Origin of the sequence: Aggregatibacter kilianii, assembly GCF_003129965.1 — a bacterium.
GTDB classification, from domain to species: Bacteria; Pseudomonadota; Gammaproteobacteria; order Enterobacterales; family Pasteurellaceae; genus Aggregatibacter; species Aggregatibacter kilianii_A.
Genome location: NZ_NRCJ01000002.1, coordinates 204,039 through 225,539, shown reverse-complemented (window position 1 = coordinate 225,539; position 21,501 = coordinate 204,039). Strand labels below are relative to the sequence as shown.

Sequence of the window (21,501 nt, the reverse complement as noted above, 5' to 3'; positions counted from 1 at the left end):
TAATCAACAGTATATCTTTTAAACAGGAGAGTTTTATGCAAACAAAAACATGGCTGGCTTCGTTGGTGGGGTTGGTGCTTTCCGGGGGGGCGGTGGGGAATCCGCCGCAGGGGCAAGATCCGTTGGCGGAGGTGCCGTATTTCAATAAAACGGATAATGGCTATGATTTAAAATTTACGCCGAAAAACTACCGCACTTTGGAAGTGCAGGTGAACGGGGAGTCGGTGAAATTCCGTGCCTTTGAGAAGATCGTGTATGTGCAAAACCCGATTGAGCCGGATTATCAGACGCTGAACGTTTATGTGCCGGAAGCCTATTTTAACGGCGGCAACATTAACGGGTTTAATGCGAAAAGCGCGCCGATTTTCCTGCCGAATGCGGTGGGCGGTTATATGCCGGCGAAAGCAGCGACCTATGATACGAAAGGGTTTGGCAACAGCGATAAACCGAACGCGATTTTGACCGCACTTTCTAAAGGCTATGTGGTGGCAAGTGTGGGCGCGCGCGGGCGGACATTGGAGAAGGACGGCAAATATACCGGCAAAGCGCCGGCGGCGATTATCGATTTGAAATCGGCGGTGCGTTATTTGCATTTTAACGATGCGGCAATGCCGGGCGATGCCAATAAAATTATTTCTAACGGCACCAGCGCAGGCGGGGCGTTATCCGCCTTGTTAGGGGCGAGCGGCGACAACGCGGATTATGCGCGTTATTTAAAACAGGCGGGCGCGGCGGAGGCGAGTGACGCCATTTTTGCGGTGTCCGCTTATTGCCCGATTACCAATCTGGAGCACGCGGACAGCGCCTATGAATGGGAATTTAACGGCTTGAACGATTATCGTCGTATGGACATGAGCCGTTTGAATGCGCAAAGTTTTAACGATCGCTCCCAAGCGGCGGCGAAAGCCACCATTGAGGGCACGTTGACACCGGCGGAAATTCGTGTGTCCGATCAGCTAAAAGCCGAGTTCCCGTCTTATTTGAACAGCCTGAAGTTGGAAGATGAAAAAGGCAATGCCTTAACGTTAGATGCGCAAGGCAACGGTTCCTTTAAAGATTATGTGAAAGCGGTCATTGTGCGGGCGGCGGACAAAGCCCGTAAAAACGGCACGTCCTTTGAGGGTAAATCTTGGGTGACACTGAGCAAAGAGGGCGTCAGTGACATTGACTGGGATGGCTATATTCATTCGGAAAAACGCATGAAATCGCCGCCGGCGTTTGATGCGCTGAATTTGAGTTCCGGTGAAAATAATTTATTCGGCACGGAAAGCGTGAATAATCGCCACTTCACCCATTATTCTTGGACGCACAGCACGGAGAAAGGGCAAATGGCGGATAAAAACAGTGTGCGTTTAATGAACGCCATGAATTATGTGGAACAGGGGAAAACGCAACATTGGCGCATTCGCGTCGGCACCTCCGATCGCGATACGTCTCATGCCATCGGTGCGATGCTGGCGATAAAATTGCGGATGGCGGGCAAACAGGTGGACTATGAAACCCCGTGGGGCGTACCACATTCGGGCGATTATGATTTGGACGAATTGTTCCAATGGACAGATAGCATTACCAAATAGCGGGTTAAGGAAAGAAAAGTGCGGTCGATTTTCGCGGTGTTTTACACAAAAAACACGTTAGAAAACGACCGCACTTTTTATTGCATAACGAATAAATCAGCGTTTTTTAAATGCCAATAACAGTGCGCTTTGCGGATCCAGTACCGGAATGGTGAGCCCCGCATTTGCCAGCCATTCGCCGCGGATTGTGACCTCTTTTTCTGCAAGACAATCAAGCAACCATTGCGGGAAAACTTTCATTAAATGCCCCGCTTTGCCTTCACGAATGTAATCCGGGATCGACAACACCTTCACCTGATAAACGGCTTGTGGGTCAAAATACGGCACGCGCAGTTTACCCATTTGTTTGTAATCAGGCATATCCAGTTGGCTGATGAGCACCACGCCTTCCGATTTATCTTTCGCCACCACACCGTGAATCAGCGTGCGTTCGTCATGGTGATCCAGTCGGAACACATCACCGCTGTGCAACAATGGACGAAGTTGTTTGTGCAACGCAATGTATTTTGCGAAACCTGCACGTTCTTCTGCGCTTTCTTTCACCGGATCAAGCTCCACGCCCATGTGTCCGAACAAGGCGGTTAAGCCACGGTAATCAATGGAAAAACGACGATAAGTGGTTTGGCAAGGTGAACCGCCAATGTGCGCGCCCATTACTTCCGGTGGATAGAAATAGCTCATACCACGGTGAATTTGTTGGCGGGTGTAAGCATCAATATTATCGGATGACCAGAAACGTTGTGAGCGTTTGAGGATTTCGTAATCCACACGCGCACCGCCTGATGAGCAGCTTTCGATTTCTACGTGCGGATAACGTTTTTGCAATTCATCAAATAAGCGATACATGGCTTTGGTTTGTTCAACCACCGCCGCGCGACCGTTACTGCCCGGCTGTACCAGACGGCGGTTATGATCCCATTTGATGTAATCAATATCATGATTGCCCAGCAACCAATTCATACGCTCAAGCAAATAATTAAAGACTTCCGGATTGGTTAAATCCAACACGTATTGATGGCGTTCTTCCGGTTGATCGTAGCCTTTGAGTTCCAAAAGCCAGTCGGGATGCGCCTGATACAGTTTGGTCGGCTTGTTGATCATTTCCAGCTCCACCCAAATACCAAATTGCATACCGAGTTTTTTCACCGCATCAATCACTTCGTTCAAGCCATTCGGGTATTTTTCTTCATCTAAATACCAATCGCCTAAACCACCGAAATCATCGTTACGCCCGATAAACCAGCCATCATCAATGATGAAACGCTCTACGCCCATTTCCGCCGCTTTTTCTGCCATGGCGATAATGTGCGCCGGTTGATGATCGAACATCACGCCTTCCCAAATATTCAAATGCACCGGGCGTTCTTTATTGGCGAAATGCAGAATGTGTTCACGCACGTGGTTGTGGAATTGTAAGGACATACCGTTCAAGCCACTTTCAGAATGTACCGCATACACCCAAGGCGTGCTGTGGCTTTCGCCTTGTTTAAGTTGAATTTCCCCCGGGAAATAGAGATTTTCCAACTGCGCGAAACGACGACCATCAATTAAGACATCCGCACGAACACGATGGTTGCCCGACCACGCAAGGTGGAAACCCCATACTTTACCTTGTTGCTGGCTAAAGTGTGGCGTACCCAGCACCAAATAAGGTGCATATTCGTGGGAAGTACGACCGTGGCGGTTTTCTTGCGTGAATGCGCCATGTTTGAGCGATACGCGATTTTCGTGCAACTCGCGGCACCAACGTCCGTAAAAGCTCAAGACTTCATCGGCATATTCCGGCACAGGTAGCGTGACAGCCAAGCGATTAACGGTAAATTTGTTTTCGCCAAGATTGGTCAAGGTATTGCGGAATTTAAACACGCCGTTTTCGTCCGTTTCGATTTCCGTTTTAAAGGCAAGTTGCGCGATAGGATCTTCACTTTCAATGACCAAAGTGCGGTCGTTTTTGATGACGTTTTTAGTTACGAACACCGGCGCCCAGTCGTATCCGTCGCGATGACCTTCTACGCCCGCCGAACCGAAAAATCCGCGTCCGTTTTCCGCCGCAAGGGTTATTGGCGTATCCACATCCAAGCTGCCGTTTGCCACACCGCGTTCAAGCGTGAGGACGTCGACTTCGGAAATGTCGTCGAGATTTAAGCGTTTTCCCCAGTAAAGGATTTCGGCAGGTTCGGTGCGTAATATTAAATCCGTGTCTTTGCTTTGTAAGCGAATTAATTGTGAAGTCATAAATGTGCCCTCTTAGATTTTTGAATCAACTTTGCGATATTTGTCTAACAAGGTGATGTTTACTTTTGCGAGCAAGTCACCGTGGAGTTTGTAATAACGGAAGTACACGAATAATTTGATGGCGTAGAAGAAAATCGGTAAGCCGATCATAATCATCTTCATCCAGAATAAGGTGTTTTCACTTTGTGCTTCGTTCGGCACATAGTCGATGGCAGTCAATAACACACCAATTAACAAGGCTGATACCGCAGAACCTGCTTTCACCACCATGGTTTGCACAGAATACGCGATACTTTCAGAACGAATGCCAAGTTTGTATTCGCCGTAGTCTACGGTATCCGCCACCATGATCACTTGCAATGTCCAGAACAATGCACTACCGATTTGCATAAAGATACCCGCAAGGATAATCAAGAAAATGCTGTGGTGATCCGCTAAACCGGTATAAGCCAAAATGGCACAGCTGATAATGGATGCCACAGAAATGGTGATCCACAAGGTACGGCGTGAGAAGAATTTAGCTAAACGTGCGAACAATACAATCACTGCCAAGTTCGCAATACCGGCATAAGACATGTAGTAAGGGAACATATCTTTGTCGCCCACTACATAAGTGAAGTAATAAATTGCGAAACCGGAAATAATGTTACCGGCAATGTTGTAGCATAATGCCATAATCAATAAGCTTGAAAGCTGATCGTTACGCGGTATCATGGACACTAAAGTTTTGAGCGGCACTTTCTTTTGCGGCTCGCCGCTTTCCAGACTGTCGGAAGAATATTTTTCCTTCACGTTAATCAGCGTGATGATCGTTGAAGCCATGAAAAAGGCGATGATGACTAAGGTGAACATACGGAATCCGAAGCCTTTGTCGTCGCCACCTACATAATCCACAAACGGCATGCAGACACCGGCGGTCACAAAGCCGGCAAGACTGGCGAAAAAGCGCGGATACGGCACAAGCTCTTCCCGTTCCCGTTGATCCAGCGTTAAGGTCGGCGTGAGCGACCAAAAAGGAATATCCATGATGGTGTAGGTCATTCCCCAAAGAATGTATGTGACGGCGATATAAACGATTAATGTCGTACCCGAGAAATAATCCGCACAGAATAAGGAAAAGAGTGAAATGGAGTTAAGAACGGTGCCGATGAGAATCCAGGGCTTGAATTTGCCCCAGCGGGAGCGGGTGTTGTTGACTATCCAGCCCATTATTGGGTCGTTTATCGCATCCCACACCCGCGCAATCATAAAGATTGTCCCCACAACCGCACCGGAAACACCTAATACATCCGTGTAGTAATACATTAAGTACATATACACGATACCAATGGCGAAGTCTTTTCCATAAGCACCCAAGCCAAAGCTTATCTTGGTTTTCATTGATAAACTCATAGTTATACCCCTGTTTTTGTTATTGGATAAGGCATAGTGACAAAATAGCAAACGATTGCATATATCGTTTTATCCTGTAAAATTCCTGAAAGTTCAGATTACGCGATCTAACGTTAAGAATATGAGTTTTTGGGAATTAATTTTGAGAAAATGGGATTTTTCTGAATTTATTGTGTTTAATCCAAAATAAAGACCGATAAACATGAAACCGACAACCTACTTTGATTCTGAAAATAGCCTTGGTAGCAAAACCACCAGCCCGCTTTCCTTACCGCTGGAACAACAGGCAATGCGTGTCACGCTATGGCAACCGCCGTGTAATATGCCTGCGTTGCATTGGCACGGGCACATTGAACTGAACATTCCCTTTGATGATGACGTGGAATATGTTTATAACGGCATGCCGATTACCATCAAAGCCAATCACATTGCCATTTTCTGGGCCTCCGTGCCGCACAGCTTAACCAATCGCCATCAATGCAATGCCATGGCGGTGATTGATATTCCGGTGCATCAATTTCTTTCCTGGCAACTGCCGCAAAATCTCGTCAACCACATTACCCACGGTATTGTTATTCAATCCAAAAGCGACAACCTTGCAAGCACCTTTGAAATTCAGCGGTGGCAGCAGGAATTGGCAAAAAACGATATTCATCGTAATAGGTTGGTGTACGATGAAATTCATTTGCTCATTAAACGCATTGAATTAGATGGATGGGATTTATTGCTGAAATATCAACATGATAAAAGTAAATCATTGAAATCTTCACGACATACGCAGCATTATGTCACGCTCATGTTGAATTATATCGCCGAGCATTTCAATGAAGCCATTACGGTGGCGCAAGTGGCGGGCGCAGTGGGGTTAAACGGCAATTACGCCATGGGGATTTTCCAAAGCATAATGAAGCTCACCATCAAGCAATACATCACCACCATGCGCATTAACCACGCCAAAGCATTACTAAGTGACACGGATAAAACCATGCTGGATATTTCCCTCACCGCCGGGTTTAATTCCCTGAGTCGCTTTTACGACAATTTTCAAAAACACACGGGACTATCACCGATGAGTTATCGTAAACAGGTGAGGGGATATATGGCGACAATGAAAAACATTTAAAATCTGAAAAATTTTTTGACCGCACTTTTCCCTCAAAAACAAAAACGGCGCTTATTGAAAGCGCCGTTTTTTTATGCCAGGCACACAAAGTGCGGTTGTTTTTGTCGTTATTTTTTAGCGGGAGTAGTAACCTGCCATGGAACTGTAAACGGCATTCTCTGCCTGAATAACGTTATATTTGGCTTGCAAAATGGAAAGCTGGGAGGCTTTTTCCGTGTTTGCCGCGGTTAACCATTCGCGTAATTCTGACACGCCTGCGTTATAACGGTTACGGTAATATTGGGTAATACGTTGGTTATAAGTGTGGGTTTGTTGCACGTTGGCAAAGTGGCTTTGCGCTTGGGTGAACGAGTAGTAGTTGGTATCCACGTCGTTTAGTGCGGTAGTGATGCTCTTTTCATAATTCAAACGAGCCGTTTCATAATCCGCTTCGGAAATTTTCACATTCCATCTTACGGTGTTCCAGTTTAAGAACGGCAGGCTAATGCCTAATGTGCCTGCGCCGATAGGGGTGTTGAGTGCATTATCCACTTTATTCCCGGTGGAGCTTAAACTGCCTCCCAAGGTGATTTCAGGGAACCAGCTTTTTTCGGTGGCTTTGGCGTTTTTAAAGGCGCTGCTTAAACGGGCTTGGTAGCCTTTGACGTCAGGACGGTTGGCGATTACGGAAACCGGCACATTTAAATTCACGCCCACGGTTTTCACGTTCAGAATATGCGGGAAGGTGATATTTAAGGCTTCATCCGGTTTTAAGTTAAGTAAATTGCGCAATGCCTGTTCTGCGGTTTTACGGTTGGTTTGATAAGTAATCAAATTATTACGCGCCGTTAACACCGCCTGTTGAGCTTGATCTACGCTGGCGCTGTCCGCTACGCCTTGGGCTAAGCGGTTACGCATGATGTTGCTGATGTCGGTGTAATATTTAATGCTTTCTTCGGTGGTGCTGATCGCGTCATTTAAATAGGCAATTTGGTAGTAGGTGGTGACCACGGAATTAATTAAGGAAAGACGGGTGGATTCCATGTCTTCAATGGTGGCTTTATGCGTCCATTCCGCCGCATCTGCGGTATCCGCTAAACGACGCCATAAATCCAAGGTATAAGCCACGTTCAGTGAGCCTGTGTGGGTGATGGTGGAGTTGCCACCGGTTTTGATGTTCTTTTGCGCCGCTGATTGGGTGGCGCCGCTAAAGGCAGGAATTAAGCTCGCACCGGCGAGGTTTGCGCTGTAAAGGGCGCGATTAACGGAAACGGCGGCTTTTGCCAAATCTTTGTTATTTAATAAGGCTTGTTCGACCACACGATTTAACTGAGCATCGTTATACAGCGCCCACCAGTTGTCTTTAATGTTGTATTGTTTGGTGATTTCTTCATATTGCTTGTAATTATCAAGGCTTGCCTGATAAGAATCACCAATATTGGCACAGCCGGCAAGGGTGGTTGCCATCACGACGGCTAGGGTTAATTTTTTCATTGTGAACATGGGGTTTTTCCTTTCTTTTTATAAAAGTGCGGTCAAAAATTGCAGAGAATTCTAACCGCTCTTTTGTGTTTTACAAAATCTATTCTCGCGCCAACGCCGTAATCGGGTTTAATTTTGCCGCTTTCTTCGCCGGCATATAGCCGAACAGCACGCCGATGAGGGTAGAGAAGAGTACGGCGGTAATGATGGAAGCCGTAGAGAAATCCATACTGAAATCCGTCATAAAGCTATTAAATAGCATACCGATGAGAGCGGACAGCAAAATGCCGGTGACGCCGCCGATTAAACAAATTAACACCGCTTCAATTAAAAATTGCTGCAAGATATTAATCTGACGGGCGCCGATTGCCATGCGGACGCCGATTTCTTTGGTGCGTTCCGTCACCGACACCAACATGATGTTCATTACCCCAATACCGCCTACGATGAGGGAAATAAAGGCGATAGAGGAGATGAGTAATTTCATCGTGCCGGTGGTGCTTTCAATGGTTTGTTTGATGGTATCGCTGTTCATCACGAAAAAGTCTTTTTTGCCATGCAGGGATTTCAGCAATTCCGTTAAACTTTTTTCCGCCACGGTGGAATTCACCTCATCGCGGATTTTCACCGTAATGGAGCTGATTCGGCTGCCGCCGGTGATTTTGTTCAGCACGGTGTTATAAGGGGCATACAGATTCAAAGAATTGCTGGAAAATCCGCCCATTTGGCGATCGGATACCACGCCCACCACCCGCAACGGTCGTTTGTTGAAAATCACAATTTTGCCAAGGGGATTTTCATCCACAAAAATGGCTTTTTTGGCGCTTTCGTCCAGCACGACCACTTGATCGCTTTGCGTAATGTCATCTTCCGTTAATAAACGACCTTGTTTTAATTTCAAACCTTCCACATCGAAATATTGCTCGCCGACTCCGTATAAATTGGCGGAGGTAAAGGATTTATTGCCTACGACCAAAACACCACTGGAGGAGGTGTTCGGCGTTACGCTTTGAATATAGCTTTGTTTCGCCAGCGTGTTGGCGTCGCTGATTTTCAGGTTCTGAATATGTCGCGAACGGCGATCGCCGAAACCGTTACCGTTGAAAATCGTCATGGTATTGGTGCCGATGCCGCGAATATTTTCCAAAATCTTTTGTTGCGAACCGTTCCCCAACGCCACCACGGAAACCACCGACGTAATCCCGATGATAATCCCTAACATGGTCAGTAGAGAACGCATTTTATGCGCCACAATGGCACTGACAGACATACGAAAGGCTTCCATCAGTTGATCTTTACTGAAACCGAAACGCCCTTTAAAAACGTTTGAATTTCTGACCGCACTTTTCACCTGATGTTTTCGTGCGTCGCTGATGATTTCGCCGTCTTTGATTTCAATAATCCGATTGGCACTCTCGGCGATATGTTTATCGTGGGTCACCATAATAATGGTGTGTCCTTCCTCGTGTAGCTGACGGAGGATTTCCATCACATTTTCGCCACTGTGAGAATCCAAGGCGCCCGTCGGTTCGTCCGCGAGAATGATTTCACCGCCGTTCATTAACGCACGGGCGATACTCACCCGTTGTTGTTGCCCGCCGGACAGTTGATTGGGTTTATTCTGCCATTTATCACCTAAGCCCAGTTTTTCCAGTAATTGCTTGGCGCGTTCTAGGCGTTGATTATGCGGCATGCCTGCATAAATTGCCGGTAACGCGACATTTTCTGCGGCAGTGAGGCTGCTCAACAAATTGTAACGTTGAAAAATAAAACCGAATTTTTGACTGCGTAAATCGGAAAGTTGATCGGCGGTTAATTCGACGGTTTCTTTTCCGTCGATTTTGTATGACCCGTCGGTTGCCGTATCTAAGCATCCGATAATGTTCATCAGGGTGGATTTTCCCGAACCGGATTGCCCCATGATGGCGACAAAATCCCCTTTTTCGATGGAAAGGGAAATGTTTTTTAAAATATGAACACGGTTGTCGCCTTCGCCGAAATAGCGGTTGAGCTGTTTGATTTCAATAATATTCATTGTCAAAACCCACCGCACTTTAGAACATCATCGGCGCATCAGGGCCTAATGTCTCACCGGCGGCAACTTGCGAAACCACCACTTTTTCGCCTTCCGTTAAACCGGATTTCACTTCCGTTTGAAAATCGTTTTGCACGCCGATTTCAATTTCCCGCTCCTGTGTGGTATTGCCGTTTAGCACGTTGACGACATATTTTCCTTGGCGTTTTTGCACCGCCATATTCGGAATGAATAAGACATTTTGCACGTTAGCGATTTTAATGTTGTTTTCCGTGGTCATGCCGATACGCAAAATATGTTCCGGATTTTCGACGATAATATTGGCGTAATAATAGACGGCGCTGCTGCTTGAACTGGAGGATGAACCGGAGCTTGAGCTTGAACTGCTGGAACTGGAATTATCACTGATTGTCGTGGTTGCCGGATCCACCGATTCAATTTTGGCGTGATAAACGGTTTTGTTGTCGGATAGGATCGTAAAGGTGACATCTTGCCCCGCTTTCACTTTGGTAATATCGCCTTCGGAAATTTCCGGTTTAATACGCATTTTGCTTAAATCCGCCACTTTAATAATGGTCGGCGTGGTTTGATTGGAGTTCACCGTTTGCCCTTCGGAGACCGGCGTGGAAATCACCGTGCCGTCAATAGGAGACGTGATCTTGGTATAGCCAACATTGGTTTCGGCGGTGTTCACTTCAATTTCTGCCTGTTTAATATTTTCCTGCACTACGTTCATTTCCGCTTTGGCGTTATCTAAGGTAGATTTTGCGGTATTTAGCGTATCCAGCGATGTGGCTTTTTGCGCATATAATTTAGATAAGCGATTGTAGTTGGAAAGTGCCACGTCATAAGCTGTTTTGCGTGCAACCAATTGTGCTTGGTAGCTCGCTAAAGCTGCTTTGCGGGTATCTAAGGTATTGATTTGGGTGGTGGAATCGATGTCGGCGATTAAATCGCCTTTTTTCACTTGTTGCCCCAGCTTAACGTAAAGTTTGGTCACTTTCCCCGATACTTGCGCCCCCACATCAACGGTGTTCACGCTTTCAATGGAGCCGGTTGCGACGACGTTTTTTTCAATGTTTCCACGTTTGACTTCTTCTGTCAGGTAAGTTGTTTGTGCGCCTGAATCACGCATAAAGAAATAGCCGCCGACAATCACAGCGGCAGCAATGGCAGTAATAATAAGAGGCTTTTTAGTCATCATTTTTCTCTCATAAGTTAACAAATGCGTCGCCACAATAGACAACAAAACTTAAGAAATCATTAAAATTTGGCAATGAATGAACGTTCATTTAGTGGCGCATTGTAATCATAAATTCACTTTTTTGCACGAAAAATCTTAGCAATTAGACAGGATTTATCGGAAATTGTTTATTGCGTTGAGCATCGGTTAAGGCGTGGGTTCCTTGAGGTAGATAATTCGCTTTTTATTACAAAATGTGTAGAATAGTGCGGTTATTTTTTTATGCGTTTTAATGAGAACACTATGACTACAGAAACACAATTAGACACGACGGAAAATGCCCGTCCGCACAATTTTATTACCCAAATTATCGATGACGATCTTGCCGCCGGGAAACACACCTCCGTTCACACCCGTTTTCCGCCGGAACCAAACGGCTATTTGCATATCGGTCATGCCAAATCCATTTGCTTGAATTTTGGTGTAGCGAAAGATTATCAAGGCTTATGTAACCTGCGTTTTGACGACACCAACCCGGTGAAAGAAGACGTGGAATATGTGGATTCCATCAAAGCCGATGTGGAATGGTTGGGGTTCCACTGGGCGGGTGAAATTCATTATGCCTCCGATTATTTTGACGCCCTTTATGGTTACGCCATCGAGCTTATCCAAAAAGGCTTGGCATACGTGGATGAACTTTCCCCTGAGGAAATGCGCGAATATCGCGGCACATTGACCGAACCGGGTAAAAATAGCCCGTATCGCGACCGCAGCGTGGAAGAAAACTTGGCGTTATTTGAAAAAATGAAAAACGGCGAATTTGCCGAGGGCAAAGCCAGCCTGCGTGCCAAAATCGACATGGCGTCACCGTTCATGGTAATGCGTGACCCGGTGCTTTACCGCATTAAATTTGCCAGCCATCACCAAACGGGCGACAAATGGTGCATTTATCCGATGTACGATTTCACCCACTGTATTTCCGACGCCCTTGAACGCATTACGCATTCCTTGTGCACCTTGGAATTCCAAGATAACCGCCGTTTGTATGATTGGGTGTTGGAAAACATCAGTATTGAACGCCCGTTACCGCATCAATATGAATTTTCCCGTTTAAATTTAGAAGGCACCTTAACCTCTAAACGTAAGTTATTGAAATTAGTGAATGAAGGCATTGTGGACGGCTGGAACGATCCGCGTATGCCGACCATTTCAGGCTTGCGTCGTCGCGGTTACACACCCGCATCCATTCGTGAATTCTGTCGTCGTATCGGCGTGACCAAACAAGATAACGTGGTGGAATACAGCGCCTTGGAATCCTGCATTCGTGATGATCTCAACCAAAACGCACCGCGCGCCATGGCGGTGATTGACCCGGTAAAAGTGGTGATTGAAAACGTTAACGGAGAAGAAATGTTAACCGCGCCGAATCACCCGAACCGTCCGGAACTTGGGGAGCGCCAATTGCCGTTCAACAAAGAAATTTACATTGATCGTGCGGATTTCCGCGAGGAAGCGAATAAACAATATAAACGCTTGGTGTTAGGCAAAGAAGTGCGTTTGCGTAACGCTTATGTGATTAAAGCGGAACGCGTAGAAAAAGATGCCAACGGTGAAATCACCACCATTTTCTGCACTTACGATCCGGACACCTTGGGTAAAAATCCGGCGGACGGACGCAAAGTAAAAGGCGTGATTCACTGGGTTTCCGCCGCGCATAATCACCCGGCGGAATTCCGTTTATACGATCGTTTATTCACAGTGCCGAATCCGGGCGCGGAAGAAGAAATTGAAAGCGTATTAAACCCGACGTCATTAGTGGTAAAACACGGTTTCGTAGAACAAAGCCTTGCTAACGCAGAAGCGGAAAAAGGCTACCAATTCGAACGCGAAGGCTACTTCTGCGCCGACAGCAAAGACAGCCGTCCGGAACATTTGGTGTTTAACCTCACCGTGAGTTTAAAAGAAGGCTTCTAAGCCGACGTCTCATAAAGTGCGGTCGTTTTTCGTGATGAATTTCGACTGCATTTTTTATTTCATTTTTAGCTATGCAACTAGAATCTAATTTCTGGCAACATAAAACCTTGCTCGACATGAACGACGCCGAATGGGAGGCGTTATGCGACGGCTGCGGTAAGTGTTGTTATCGCAAATATATTGACGGCTACGGTAAATATGAACGCCTGTATTACACGCGCATCGCCTGCAATTTGTTAGATTTGGAGACGGGAAAGTGCGGTAATTATTTGCAGCGTTTTGAATTGGAAGAAGATTGCACTAAGCTGACCAAAGAAAATCTGTCCGATTTTGATTGGTTGCCTGCCACCTGTGCTTATCGTTTATTACACGAGGGTAAGCCGTTGCCATCGTGGCATCCGTTAATCAGCGGCGATCCCAATAGTGTGAAAAAAGCCGATATTTTGATTAAATATGGCATTCATGAACGGGATGTCATTGATTGGTTCGATTTTATTCTCGACCTTGATGAAGATCACTAATTTGCACTAAAAGCGTTGTTTTTGTGCTAATCTACATTACAATACTTAAAAATCGTTAATTTTATTGTCGTATGTTGTTGTAGGTTTTATATGCAAATTTCAGACTCTATCAAGCAATCCGCCGAAAAATTAGGGATCGCTTTAGCCCATTATGATATTGACGGGCATTTAATTTACGTCGGTACGCAAACGTTATCGTATTTCACCGAGTTGCTACAACCCCCCGCTAAATCACGGGGTGCCAAAGGGGAGTTTGATGATGTGATTACGGTGTTTGAAAATGACACCATCCATTATGATTTAACCCGCTTATCTCTCTCAGCTTGTTCATTGCATTACCAACTTCTTGATGAGCAAGGCAACAAATGTGTCGAACAATCCCTTTCTGATTCTCAAATTCTTACGTTATCTCCGCTGTCCTTCGGGTACTACCAATTAAAACTTACCGCTGATGAACAACAGTATGTTGTGCGCATTTTGGTTTCGCCGCGCACCTCCTATCAGCCACCGATTTTGCAACAGAAAAAAGTCTGGGGGATTAACGTCCAGTTATATGGTTTACGTTCCCAAGATAACTGGGGAATCGGTGATTTCGGCGATTTGGCGTATTTAATTGAGCAAGGCGCAAAACAGGGCGCAGATTTTATCGGTATTAATCCATTGCATTTGTTGTATCCCGCTGTGCCGGATTGGGCGAGCCCATACAGTTCGTCTTCCCGCCGTTGGCTGAATTTCATTTATTTAAATGTGACGGCTTTGCCGGAATTTAAATTATCCCGTGCTGTGCAAACTTGGTTTAACTCTGCGGAAGTGCAGGAAAAAATCGCCTCGCTACGTGAGCTTGAAACGGTGGCTTATGGTGAAATAACGCAGCTAAAACTGACCGCACTTGAGCAACTCTTTGCTTTCTTTAATCGCAGTAAATCGGCGCAAATTATTGCCCGCCGCAAGGCATTTGATGCCTTTAAAAAAGCACAGGGCGAAGCGTTGTTATGGCAAGGTTTATTCAATGTACTGGATATTATCGAGCATCAAGAGCAACAAGCGGAGGAAAATACCATCGGCTGGCTTGGTTGGCGAAAAGAATGGCAGATGTTGTCGGATCGCAAACGCAAAGCTTTATTGAAAGAGCATGCAGCCCAAGTGGAGTTTTTCGCTTGGTTACAATGGGTGACATCGCAACAATTGGATGAATTGCAGGGTTTATGCCGTCAAGTGGGTATGCAACTGGGGATTTATGGCGATTTAGCGGTAAACAGCTCCCGTGGTAGCGCTGATGTGTGGAGCGATCCGCAGTTGTATTGCGTTAATGCGTCTGTCGGTGCGCCACCTGATCCCCTTGGTCCGGTAGGGCAGAATTGGAACTTGCCGCCATATAATCCAAGTGTGTTGAAAGCGCGCGGATTCCAGCCGGTGATTGATATGTTACGCGCCAATATGCAGCATTTTGGTATTCTGCGCATTGATCATGTGATGGGCTTGTTCCGTTTATGGCTGATTCCGGAAGGCAAAACCGCCGCCGATGGTGTGTATGTGCATTATCCTTTTGATGAACTGATGGCGATTTTAGCCATTGAAAGCCAACGCAACGAATGCTTGCTGATCGGCGAGGATTTGGGCACAGTGCCTGATGAAGTGCGGTGGAAATTAAACGAGTTTCACATTTTCTCTTATTTTGTGTTGTATTTTGCGCAAAAACACGGTGCTTATCCACTCAGCAAAGATTATCCACAAAATGCCTTTGCCACCATCGGTACGCACGATGTGCCGTCACTGCAAAGTTTCTGGCATTGTCGTGATTTGGAGTTATTCGGTCAGTTGGGTATTTTGCAGGGCGATGTGCTGAAAGCAAAATACGAACAGCGCGTTATTGATAAACAAGCGTTATTAAACAGCCTTCATCGTGATCATTATTTGCCTGACGATTATTGGGGTGACGCCTTAAGTATGGCGATGCACGATAATTTAAATCGACAAATTCACCGTTATTTGGCGGAAAGCCAAAGCAAAGTGGTGGGTGTTCAATTAGAAAATTTATTAAGTCAGGAAATTTCTTTTAATTTGCCGGGAACCTCTACGGAATATCCGAATTGGCGTAAGAAATTAAGTAAATCATTAGAACGTATTTTCAATGATGAACACATTGCGTCGTTTTTCTCTTTAATTAATCAAGCACGCAACGCTTAGCGAGGATTTATTATGACTCAATTAGTAGCGCAATCCGTTATCAATCAGTTTTTTGACGGCACTCATGGTGACCCCTTTTCCGTATTAGGTATGCACGAAACCGAAAATGGCATTGAAATTCGTGTGTTATTGCCCGATGCAAGCCGTGTTTTGGTCATTGAAAAAGAAAATCAGGAAACCCTTTGCGAATTAAAGCGCTTGGATGACAGAGGTTTCTTTGCCGGCGTTGTGCCGAAAACACGCAATTTCTTCGCTTATCAACTACAGGTGTATTGGGGCAAAGAATCGCAAATTGTGGAAGACCCGTATCGTTATCATCCGATGATAAATGATTTGGATGAGTGGCTGTTGGCGGAAGGTTCGTTCTTGCGTCCGTATGAAGTGCTGGGTGCGCATTTTATCGAATGTGACGGCGTCTCGGGCGTCAACTTCCGTCTCTGGGCGCCGAACGCCAGACGGGTTTCTGTGGTAGGTGATTTTAACTATTGGGACGGTCGTCGCCATCCGATGCGGCTACATCCGGCAAGCGGCGTATGGGAATTGTTTCTGCCGAAAGTCTCTCTCGGACAACTTTATAAATTTGAATTAATCGATTGCCACGGTAACCTTCGTTTAAAAGCCGACCCTTACGCTTTCAGTTCGCAATTACGTCCTGATACCGCGTCACAAATCAGCCCGTTGCCGAGTGTCGTACCGATGACGGAAGCGCGCCGCAAAGCCAATCAATGGGATCAACCGATTTCCATTTATGAAGTGCATTTAGGGTCTTGGCGTCGCAATCTGGAAAATAATTTTTGGTTGGATTACGACCAAATCGCCGATGAACTCATTCCTTATGTGCAGGAAATGGGCTTTACTCACATTGAATTTTTACCGATTTCCGAATTTCCGTTTGACGGTTCTTGGGGGTATCAACCGCTGGGACTTTATTCGCCGACCAGCCGTTTCGGTACGCCGGAAGGCTTTAAACGTTTAGTTGAACGGGCGCATGATGCCGGCATTAACGTCATTTTAGACTGGGTACCGGGGCATTTCCCGAGCGATACTCACGGTTTGGTGGCGTTCGACGGCACGGCATTATATGAGCATGCCGACCCGCGCGAAGGGTATCATCAAGACTGGAATACACTGATTTATAACTACGGGCGAAACGAAGTTAAAAATTTCTTATCCAGTAATGCCTTGTATTGGCTTGAGCGCTTTGGTATCGACGGCATTCGGGTAGATGCGGTGGCATCCATGATTTATCGTGATTACAGCCGCGCCGAAGGACAATGGATTCCGAATCAATACGGCGGGCGGGAAAATCTGGAAGCTATTGAATTTTTGAAACACACCAACTGGAAAATTCATAGCGAAGTGCCGGGTTCCATTGCCATTGCGGAAGAATCCACGGCATTTACCGGCGTGACCCATCCGAGCGAACAAGGCGGCTTGGGTTTTAATTTCAAATGGAACATGGGGTGGATGAACGACACCTTGTCCTACATGGAAAAAGACCCGGTTTATCGCCAATATCACCACAACCAAATGACTTTCGGTATGATGTACCAATACAGCGAAAACTTTGTGTTGCCGCTTTCCCATGACGAAGTGGTGCATGGCAAATGTTCCCTTATCGGCAAAATGCCGGGCGACGCGTGGCAAAAATTTGCCAATTTACGCGCCTATTACGGCTATATGTGGGGCTATCCGGGCAAAAAACTGTTGTTCATGGGGAACGAGTTCGCTCAAGGGCGCGAATGGAATTACCGTGAAAGTCTCGATTGGTTCCTGCTGGATGAAGGTATCGGCGGGCAATGGCACATCGGTGTGCAACAGCTGGTGAAAGATTTAAATAACATTTACCGCGAAAACGCACCGCTCTTTGAGTTGGATTCCGATCCGCAAGGGTTTGATTGGTTAGTGGCGGACGATGCGCAAAATTCCGTATTTGCCTTTGAACGTCGCAGCCGTGACGGCGAGCGCATTTTGGTGATCAGTAACTTCACTCCGGTACCGCGTCACAATTACCGAATCGGTGTGAATGCCGCCGGCGAATATCGTGAAATTTTAAATACCGACTCCGCCTATTATGCCGGTTCTAACGTGGGTAACTTGGGCGCGGTACACAGCGAGGAGATTGACAGCCACTATCGGGCGAATTCCATTTCCGTGTCCATTCCGCCATTGGCAACCATTTATTTGAAATATCAGGGTAAAGCATGATTGCGGTAAAAAATAACGGAAAACCTTATCCGTTCAGTTATAGCCGGTATGAAGAAAACGGCGAACAGATTACCAATTTCGCCCTGTTTTCCTCTGTGGCGCGTCAGGTAGAACTCTGTCTGTTTACGGACGGACAGGAGTCCCGTTTTTACATGACAAATACGGATAATGTCTGGCATTTGGCGTTAAGCGGCGTGGTGAACGGCACGCAATACGGTTTCAGAATCACCGGAAAAAATGACCGCACTTTGCAGCCGAATCCGCAGAAATTGATGTTGGACCCTTACGCCAAAGCGGTGGTGGGCAAGCCGGATTTAAGCACGCTGGAAGCGCAGGCGTGGTTTTTATTGAATGACGAACGGGATAACGCCCAATATGCGCCGAAAGCAGTGGTGATTGATCGGGCATTTGACTGGCAGGACGACAAAGCACCGAATATACCTTGGACCGAAAGTGTTGTTTATGAAGTGAATGTAAAAGGGTTTACCCAACTTCAAACGGAATTGCCTTCGTCCATACGCGGCACTTATGCCGGTTTTGCGCATCCTCATAGTATTGCGTATTTGAAAAAACTGGGTATTACGGCGGTGGAATTGCTACCGGTAAATTACTCGGTAGATGAATCGCACTTACAGCAAAAAGGGTTACAAAATTATTGGGGTTACAATCCGTTGGCGATGTTTGCCGTAGAACCGAAATATTGTTCGCAAGCCAATATTGAGAACCCGTTGAACGAATTTAAAAGCTTGGTTAAAGCCTTGCACAAAGCGGGCATTGAAGTGATTTTAGATGTGGTGTTCAACCACACGGCGGAATCGGAAAAACAATTCCCGACTTTTAGCCAACGGGGCATTGACGACGAAACCTATTATTGGCAAGACCAACAAGGTCACTACCTCAACTGGACCGGTTGCGGCAATATGCTGAATTTGTCCAATGACGTCACCCGCCGCTGGGTAGTGGATTGCCTGCGTTATTGGGTGGAAGAATGCCATGTGGACGGTTTCCGCTTTGATTTAGCCACCGCATTAGGGCGTGAAACACCGGATTTCAATAGCCACGCAGCGTTATTTAACGACATTGCGCAAACACCGAGTTTGCAACAGGTGAAATTCATCAGTGAACCTTGGGACATCGGGCATTATGGCTATCAATTAGGCAATTTTCCCCATTATTTTGCCGAATGGAACGACCGCTTCCGTGATGACATGAACCGTTTCTGGTTATGGAAAAGCGGTGAAGTCGGGGCGTTTGCCGAACGGTTGGCGGGTTCGGGCGACATTTTCAAACGGGAACAACGTCTGCCGCACACCTCATTGAATTTTATTACCGCCCATGACGGTTTTACCTTGCGCGATTTAACCAGTTACAACCAAAAACATAACGAAGCCAATGGTGAAGAAAATCGTGACGGTCGTAACGAAAATTACAGTTACAACCACGGCATTGAAGGCAGCGAATTGGATTTGTCCGATCCGCAGCAAAGTGCGGTGGAAAAACAACGTGTTTTAACGGCAGGCAGTTTGCTTGTGAGCTTATTGCTTTCCAACGGCACGCCGATGTTGTTGGCGGGGGATGAGTTCGGTAATAGCCAATTCGGTAATAACAACGTGTATTGTCAGGATAATGAAATCGCCTGGTTAAAGTGGAGTGCGTTTAATCAGGACTTATTTAACCTAGTCAGCCAAACGATTGCGTTACGCAAACAAATTGCAAGTTTACTCAGTGACCGTTGGTGGTCACAAGACAATGTGTCTTGGCTTAATGCTCGCGGAGAGCCGATGAGCCTTGATGATTGGCACAATCGAGAAAATAAAACGCTACAAGTGGTATTAGATAAGCAATGGATTTTCTTAATTAATGCCAAAGCGGAAAAACAACATTTTACATTGCCTATGCAAGCGGTAAGTCAATGGAAATATGTATGCGGGACAACACAGTTAACGTTACATGAACATGAGGCGGTAGTTGATGGGTTAGCGTTTTGTGTGTTGCAAAAATATTAATCATGATAACAAAGAATGGAGTTCGCTATGAAAAGTAGTCTTTCCCAATTACCCAGCAAATACGATCTTGTTAAAGATACGCTTGTTCTCATTTTAGCCGGCGGTCGCGGTTCACGCTTGCATGAATTGACAGATAAACGTGCAAAACCGGCGCTTTATTTCGGGGGGAATCGTCGTATCATTGACTTCGCGCTTTCCAACTGTATCAACTCCGGTTTAAACCGTATCGGCGTTGTTACCCAATATGCCGCCCATTCTTTGTTGCGCCATTTGCAAAAAGGCTGGTCGTTCTTACCGCAAGAGCGCGGCGAGTTTATTGATATGTTGCCTGCGCGTCAACAAATTGACGACTCCACTTGGTATCGTGGTACGGCGGATGCGGTGTATCAAAATATGGCGATTATTCGTAATCACTATAAACCGAAATATATCCTGATCTTAGCCGGCGACCATATCTACAAACAAGACTACAGCCAAATGCTGTTAGACCACGTCACCAGCGGGGCGAAATGTACCGTCGGTTGTATTGAAGTGCCACGTTCCGAAGCCAGTGAGTTCGGAGTAATGGCGGTGAACGAAAATCTGAAAGTGAAAGCCTTCGTGGAAAAACCGAAAGATCCACCGGCAATGGCAGGCAGACCGGATACTTCCTTGGCATCCATGGGGATCTATGTGTTTGATGCGGAATACCTCTATCAAATGCTTAATAGAGAAGTGAACACCCCTTGCACCTCCCATGACTTCGGTAAAGACGTATTGCCGAAATGCTTGGAAGAAGGCACGCTATACGCCCATCCGTTCAGCCGCTCCTGCATGGGACGTAATACGGAAGGTGATATTTATTGGCGTGATGTGGGTACACTGGATAGCTTCTGGCAATCCAACATCGACTTGGTGTCCGAAAATCCGCAATTGGATATTTATGACCAAACCTGGCCGATTCGTGGTAATCCGGTGCAGGCGTACCCGTCCAAATTCTTCTACAAGAATTCTAACATTAAGCCGGTGGATAATTCCCTTATCGGCGGCGGTTGCGTGATTACCGATGCGTCAATCAGTTATTCCGTATTGTTTGACCGCATTAAAATCAGCGAAGGCTCCCAAATCGATCACTCCGTGGTGTTGCCGGAAGTAGAAATTGGTAAAAACTGCGTGTTAAAACATTGCATTATCGATCGCCACTGTATTATTCCTGATGGTATGCACATCGGTGTGGACAAAGAATTGGATCGCCAACGTTTCCGTGTTAGTTCCAGTGGTAAAGTGGTACTTGTTACACCTTCAATGTTGAAAAAACTGGAAGGTCATGAAGTCGCCGATGAGGAGCATCTGGACTAAAGTGCGGTCGTTTTTCGCGACGTTTTTAGCTAGACGTTTTTATTTAAATGATGGCGCACGCTTCATCGCGTGTGCCTAAATTAAGAAATGTTTTTGATGGCGAAAGCCTATTGATAGCGCGCGTCTTCCGACGCGTGCTTGAATAAAACACAAGTTATTAAAATATTGATTGAGTAAAGGCGTGCGTCGGGAGGCGAGCGCCATCATGAATAGTTCATTCAGTAGCAGGTTAAAAACACCTTTATTTTTAACCGCACTTTT

Annotated in this window: 13 protein-coding genes; 8 read left to right on the top strand and 5 right to left on the bottom strand. The window is 46.2% G+C overall.

Going from position 1 to position 21,501, the window contains the following annotated elements; all coding sequences use genetic code 11:
• Nucleotides 1-35: 35 nt before the first annotated feature.
• Nucleotides 36-1,577, top strand: a complete 1,542-nt coding sequence (locus DK430_RS02385; protein ID WP_109077522.1) for a subtype B tannase — start codon at nt 36-38, stop codon at nt 1,575-1,577.
• A 96-nt stretch (nt 1,578-1,673) separates the two neighbouring features.
• On the opposite strand, the gene DK430_RS02380 is transcribed toward DK430_RS02385, so the two are convergent.
• Complete coding sequence (locus DK430_RS02380) at nt 1,674-3,812, bottom strand: alpha-galactosidase (RefSeq protein WP_109077521.1); 2,139 nt, start codon at nt 3,810-3,812, stop codon at nt 1,674-1,676.
• Between the two features lie 12 nt (nt 3,813-3,824).
• Complete coding sequence (melB, locus tag DK430_RS02375; protein ID WP_239496775.1) at nt 3,825-5,192, bottom strand: melibiose:sodium transporter MelB; 1,368 nt, start codon at nt 5,190-5,192, stop codon at nt 3,825-3,827.
• A 214-nt stretch (nt 5,193-5,406) separates the two neighbouring features.
• Between melB and melR the strand changes: the two genes are divergently transcribed.
• Nucleotides 5,407-6,327 (top strand): transcriptional regulator MelR, encoded by a 921-nt coding sequence (gene melR / locus DK430_RS02370; protein ID WP_109077519.1) that lies wholly within the window; start codon nt 5,407-5,409, stop codon nt 6,325-6,327.
• Nucleotides 6,328-6,441: 114 nt separating this feature from the next.
• Here melR and tdeA read toward each other — a convergent pair whose 3' ends face one another.
• The 3 genes from tdeA to DK430_RS02355 all read right to left on the bottom strand — a co-directional run bounded on the left by tdeA (nt 6,442) and on the right by DK430_RS02355 (nt 11,024).
• The gene (tdeA, locus tag DK430_RS02365; RefSeq protein ID WP_109077518.1) at nt 6,442-7,809 is read right to left on the bottom strand and encodes a toxin/drug exporter TdeA; all 1,368 of its coding nucleotides are present in this window, start codon (nt 7,807-7,809) and stop codon (nt 6,442-6,444) included.
• A 79-nt stretch (nt 7,810-7,888) separates the two neighbouring features.
• Nucleotides 7,889-9,823, bottom strand: a complete 1,935-nt coding sequence (locus DK430_RS02360) for a MacB family efflux pump subunit (RefSeq protein WP_109077517.1) — start codon at nt 9,821-9,823, stop codon at nt 7,889-7,891.
• A 19-nt stretch (nt 9,824-9,842) separates the two neighbouring features.
• Complete coding sequence (locus tag DK430_RS02355) at nt 9,843-11,024, bottom strand: efflux RND transporter periplasmic adaptor subunit (RefSeq protein WP_109077557.1); 1,182 nt, start codon at nt 11,022-11,024, stop codon at nt 9,843-9,845.
• Between the two features lie 285 nt (nt 11,025-11,309).
• On the opposite strand from DK430_RS02355, the gene glnS reads away from it, so the two are divergent.
• The 6 genes from glnS (at nt 11,310) to glgC (ending at nt 21,240) form a co-directional block, all read left to right on the top strand.
• On the top strand, nt 11,310-12,980 hold the full coding sequence (glnS, locus tag DK430_RS02350) for a glutamine--tRNA ligase (RefSeq protein ID WP_109077516.1): 1,671 nt from the start codon (nt 11,310-11,312) through the stop codon (nt 12,978-12,980).
• A 71-nt stretch (nt 12,981-13,051) separates the two neighbouring features.
• A complete protein-coding gene (locus tag DK430_RS02345) occupies nt 13,052-13,501 on the top strand; it encodes a YcgN family cysteine cluster protein (RefSeq protein WP_109077515.1) in 450 nt (149 codons plus the stop codon).
• Nucleotides 13,502-13,591: 90 nt separating this feature from the next.
• Nucleotides 13,592-15,688: a 4-alpha-glucanotransferase gene (gene malQ, locus DK430_RS02340; RefSeq protein WP_109077514.1), complete on the top strand. Its 2,097-nt coding sequence runs from the start codon at nt 13,592-13,594 to the stop codon at nt 15,686-15,688.
• Nucleotides 15,689-15,700: 12 nt separating this feature from the next.
• Entirely contained in the window at nt 15,701-17,896 is a 2,196-nt protein-coding gene (gene glgB, locus DK430_RS02335; RefSeq protein WP_109077513.1) for a 1,4-alpha-glucan branching protein GlgB, read from the top strand.
• The gene (glgX, locus tag DK430_RS02330; RefSeq protein ID WP_109077512.1) at nt 17,893-19,902 is read left to right on the top strand and encodes a glycogen debranching protein GlgX; all 2,010 of its coding nucleotides are present in this window, start codon (nt 17,893-17,895) and stop codon (nt 19,900-19,902) included. Before glgB ends, glgX begins: the two co-directional genes overlap by 4 nt.
• A 27-nt stretch (nt 19,903-19,929) precedes the next feature.
• Entirely contained in the window at nt 19,930-21,240 is a 1,311-nt protein-coding gene (glgC, locus tag DK430_RS02325) for a glucose-1-phosphate adenylyltransferase (RefSeq protein WP_109077511.1), read from the top strand.
• Nucleotides 21,241-21,501: the final 261 nt, after the last annotated feature.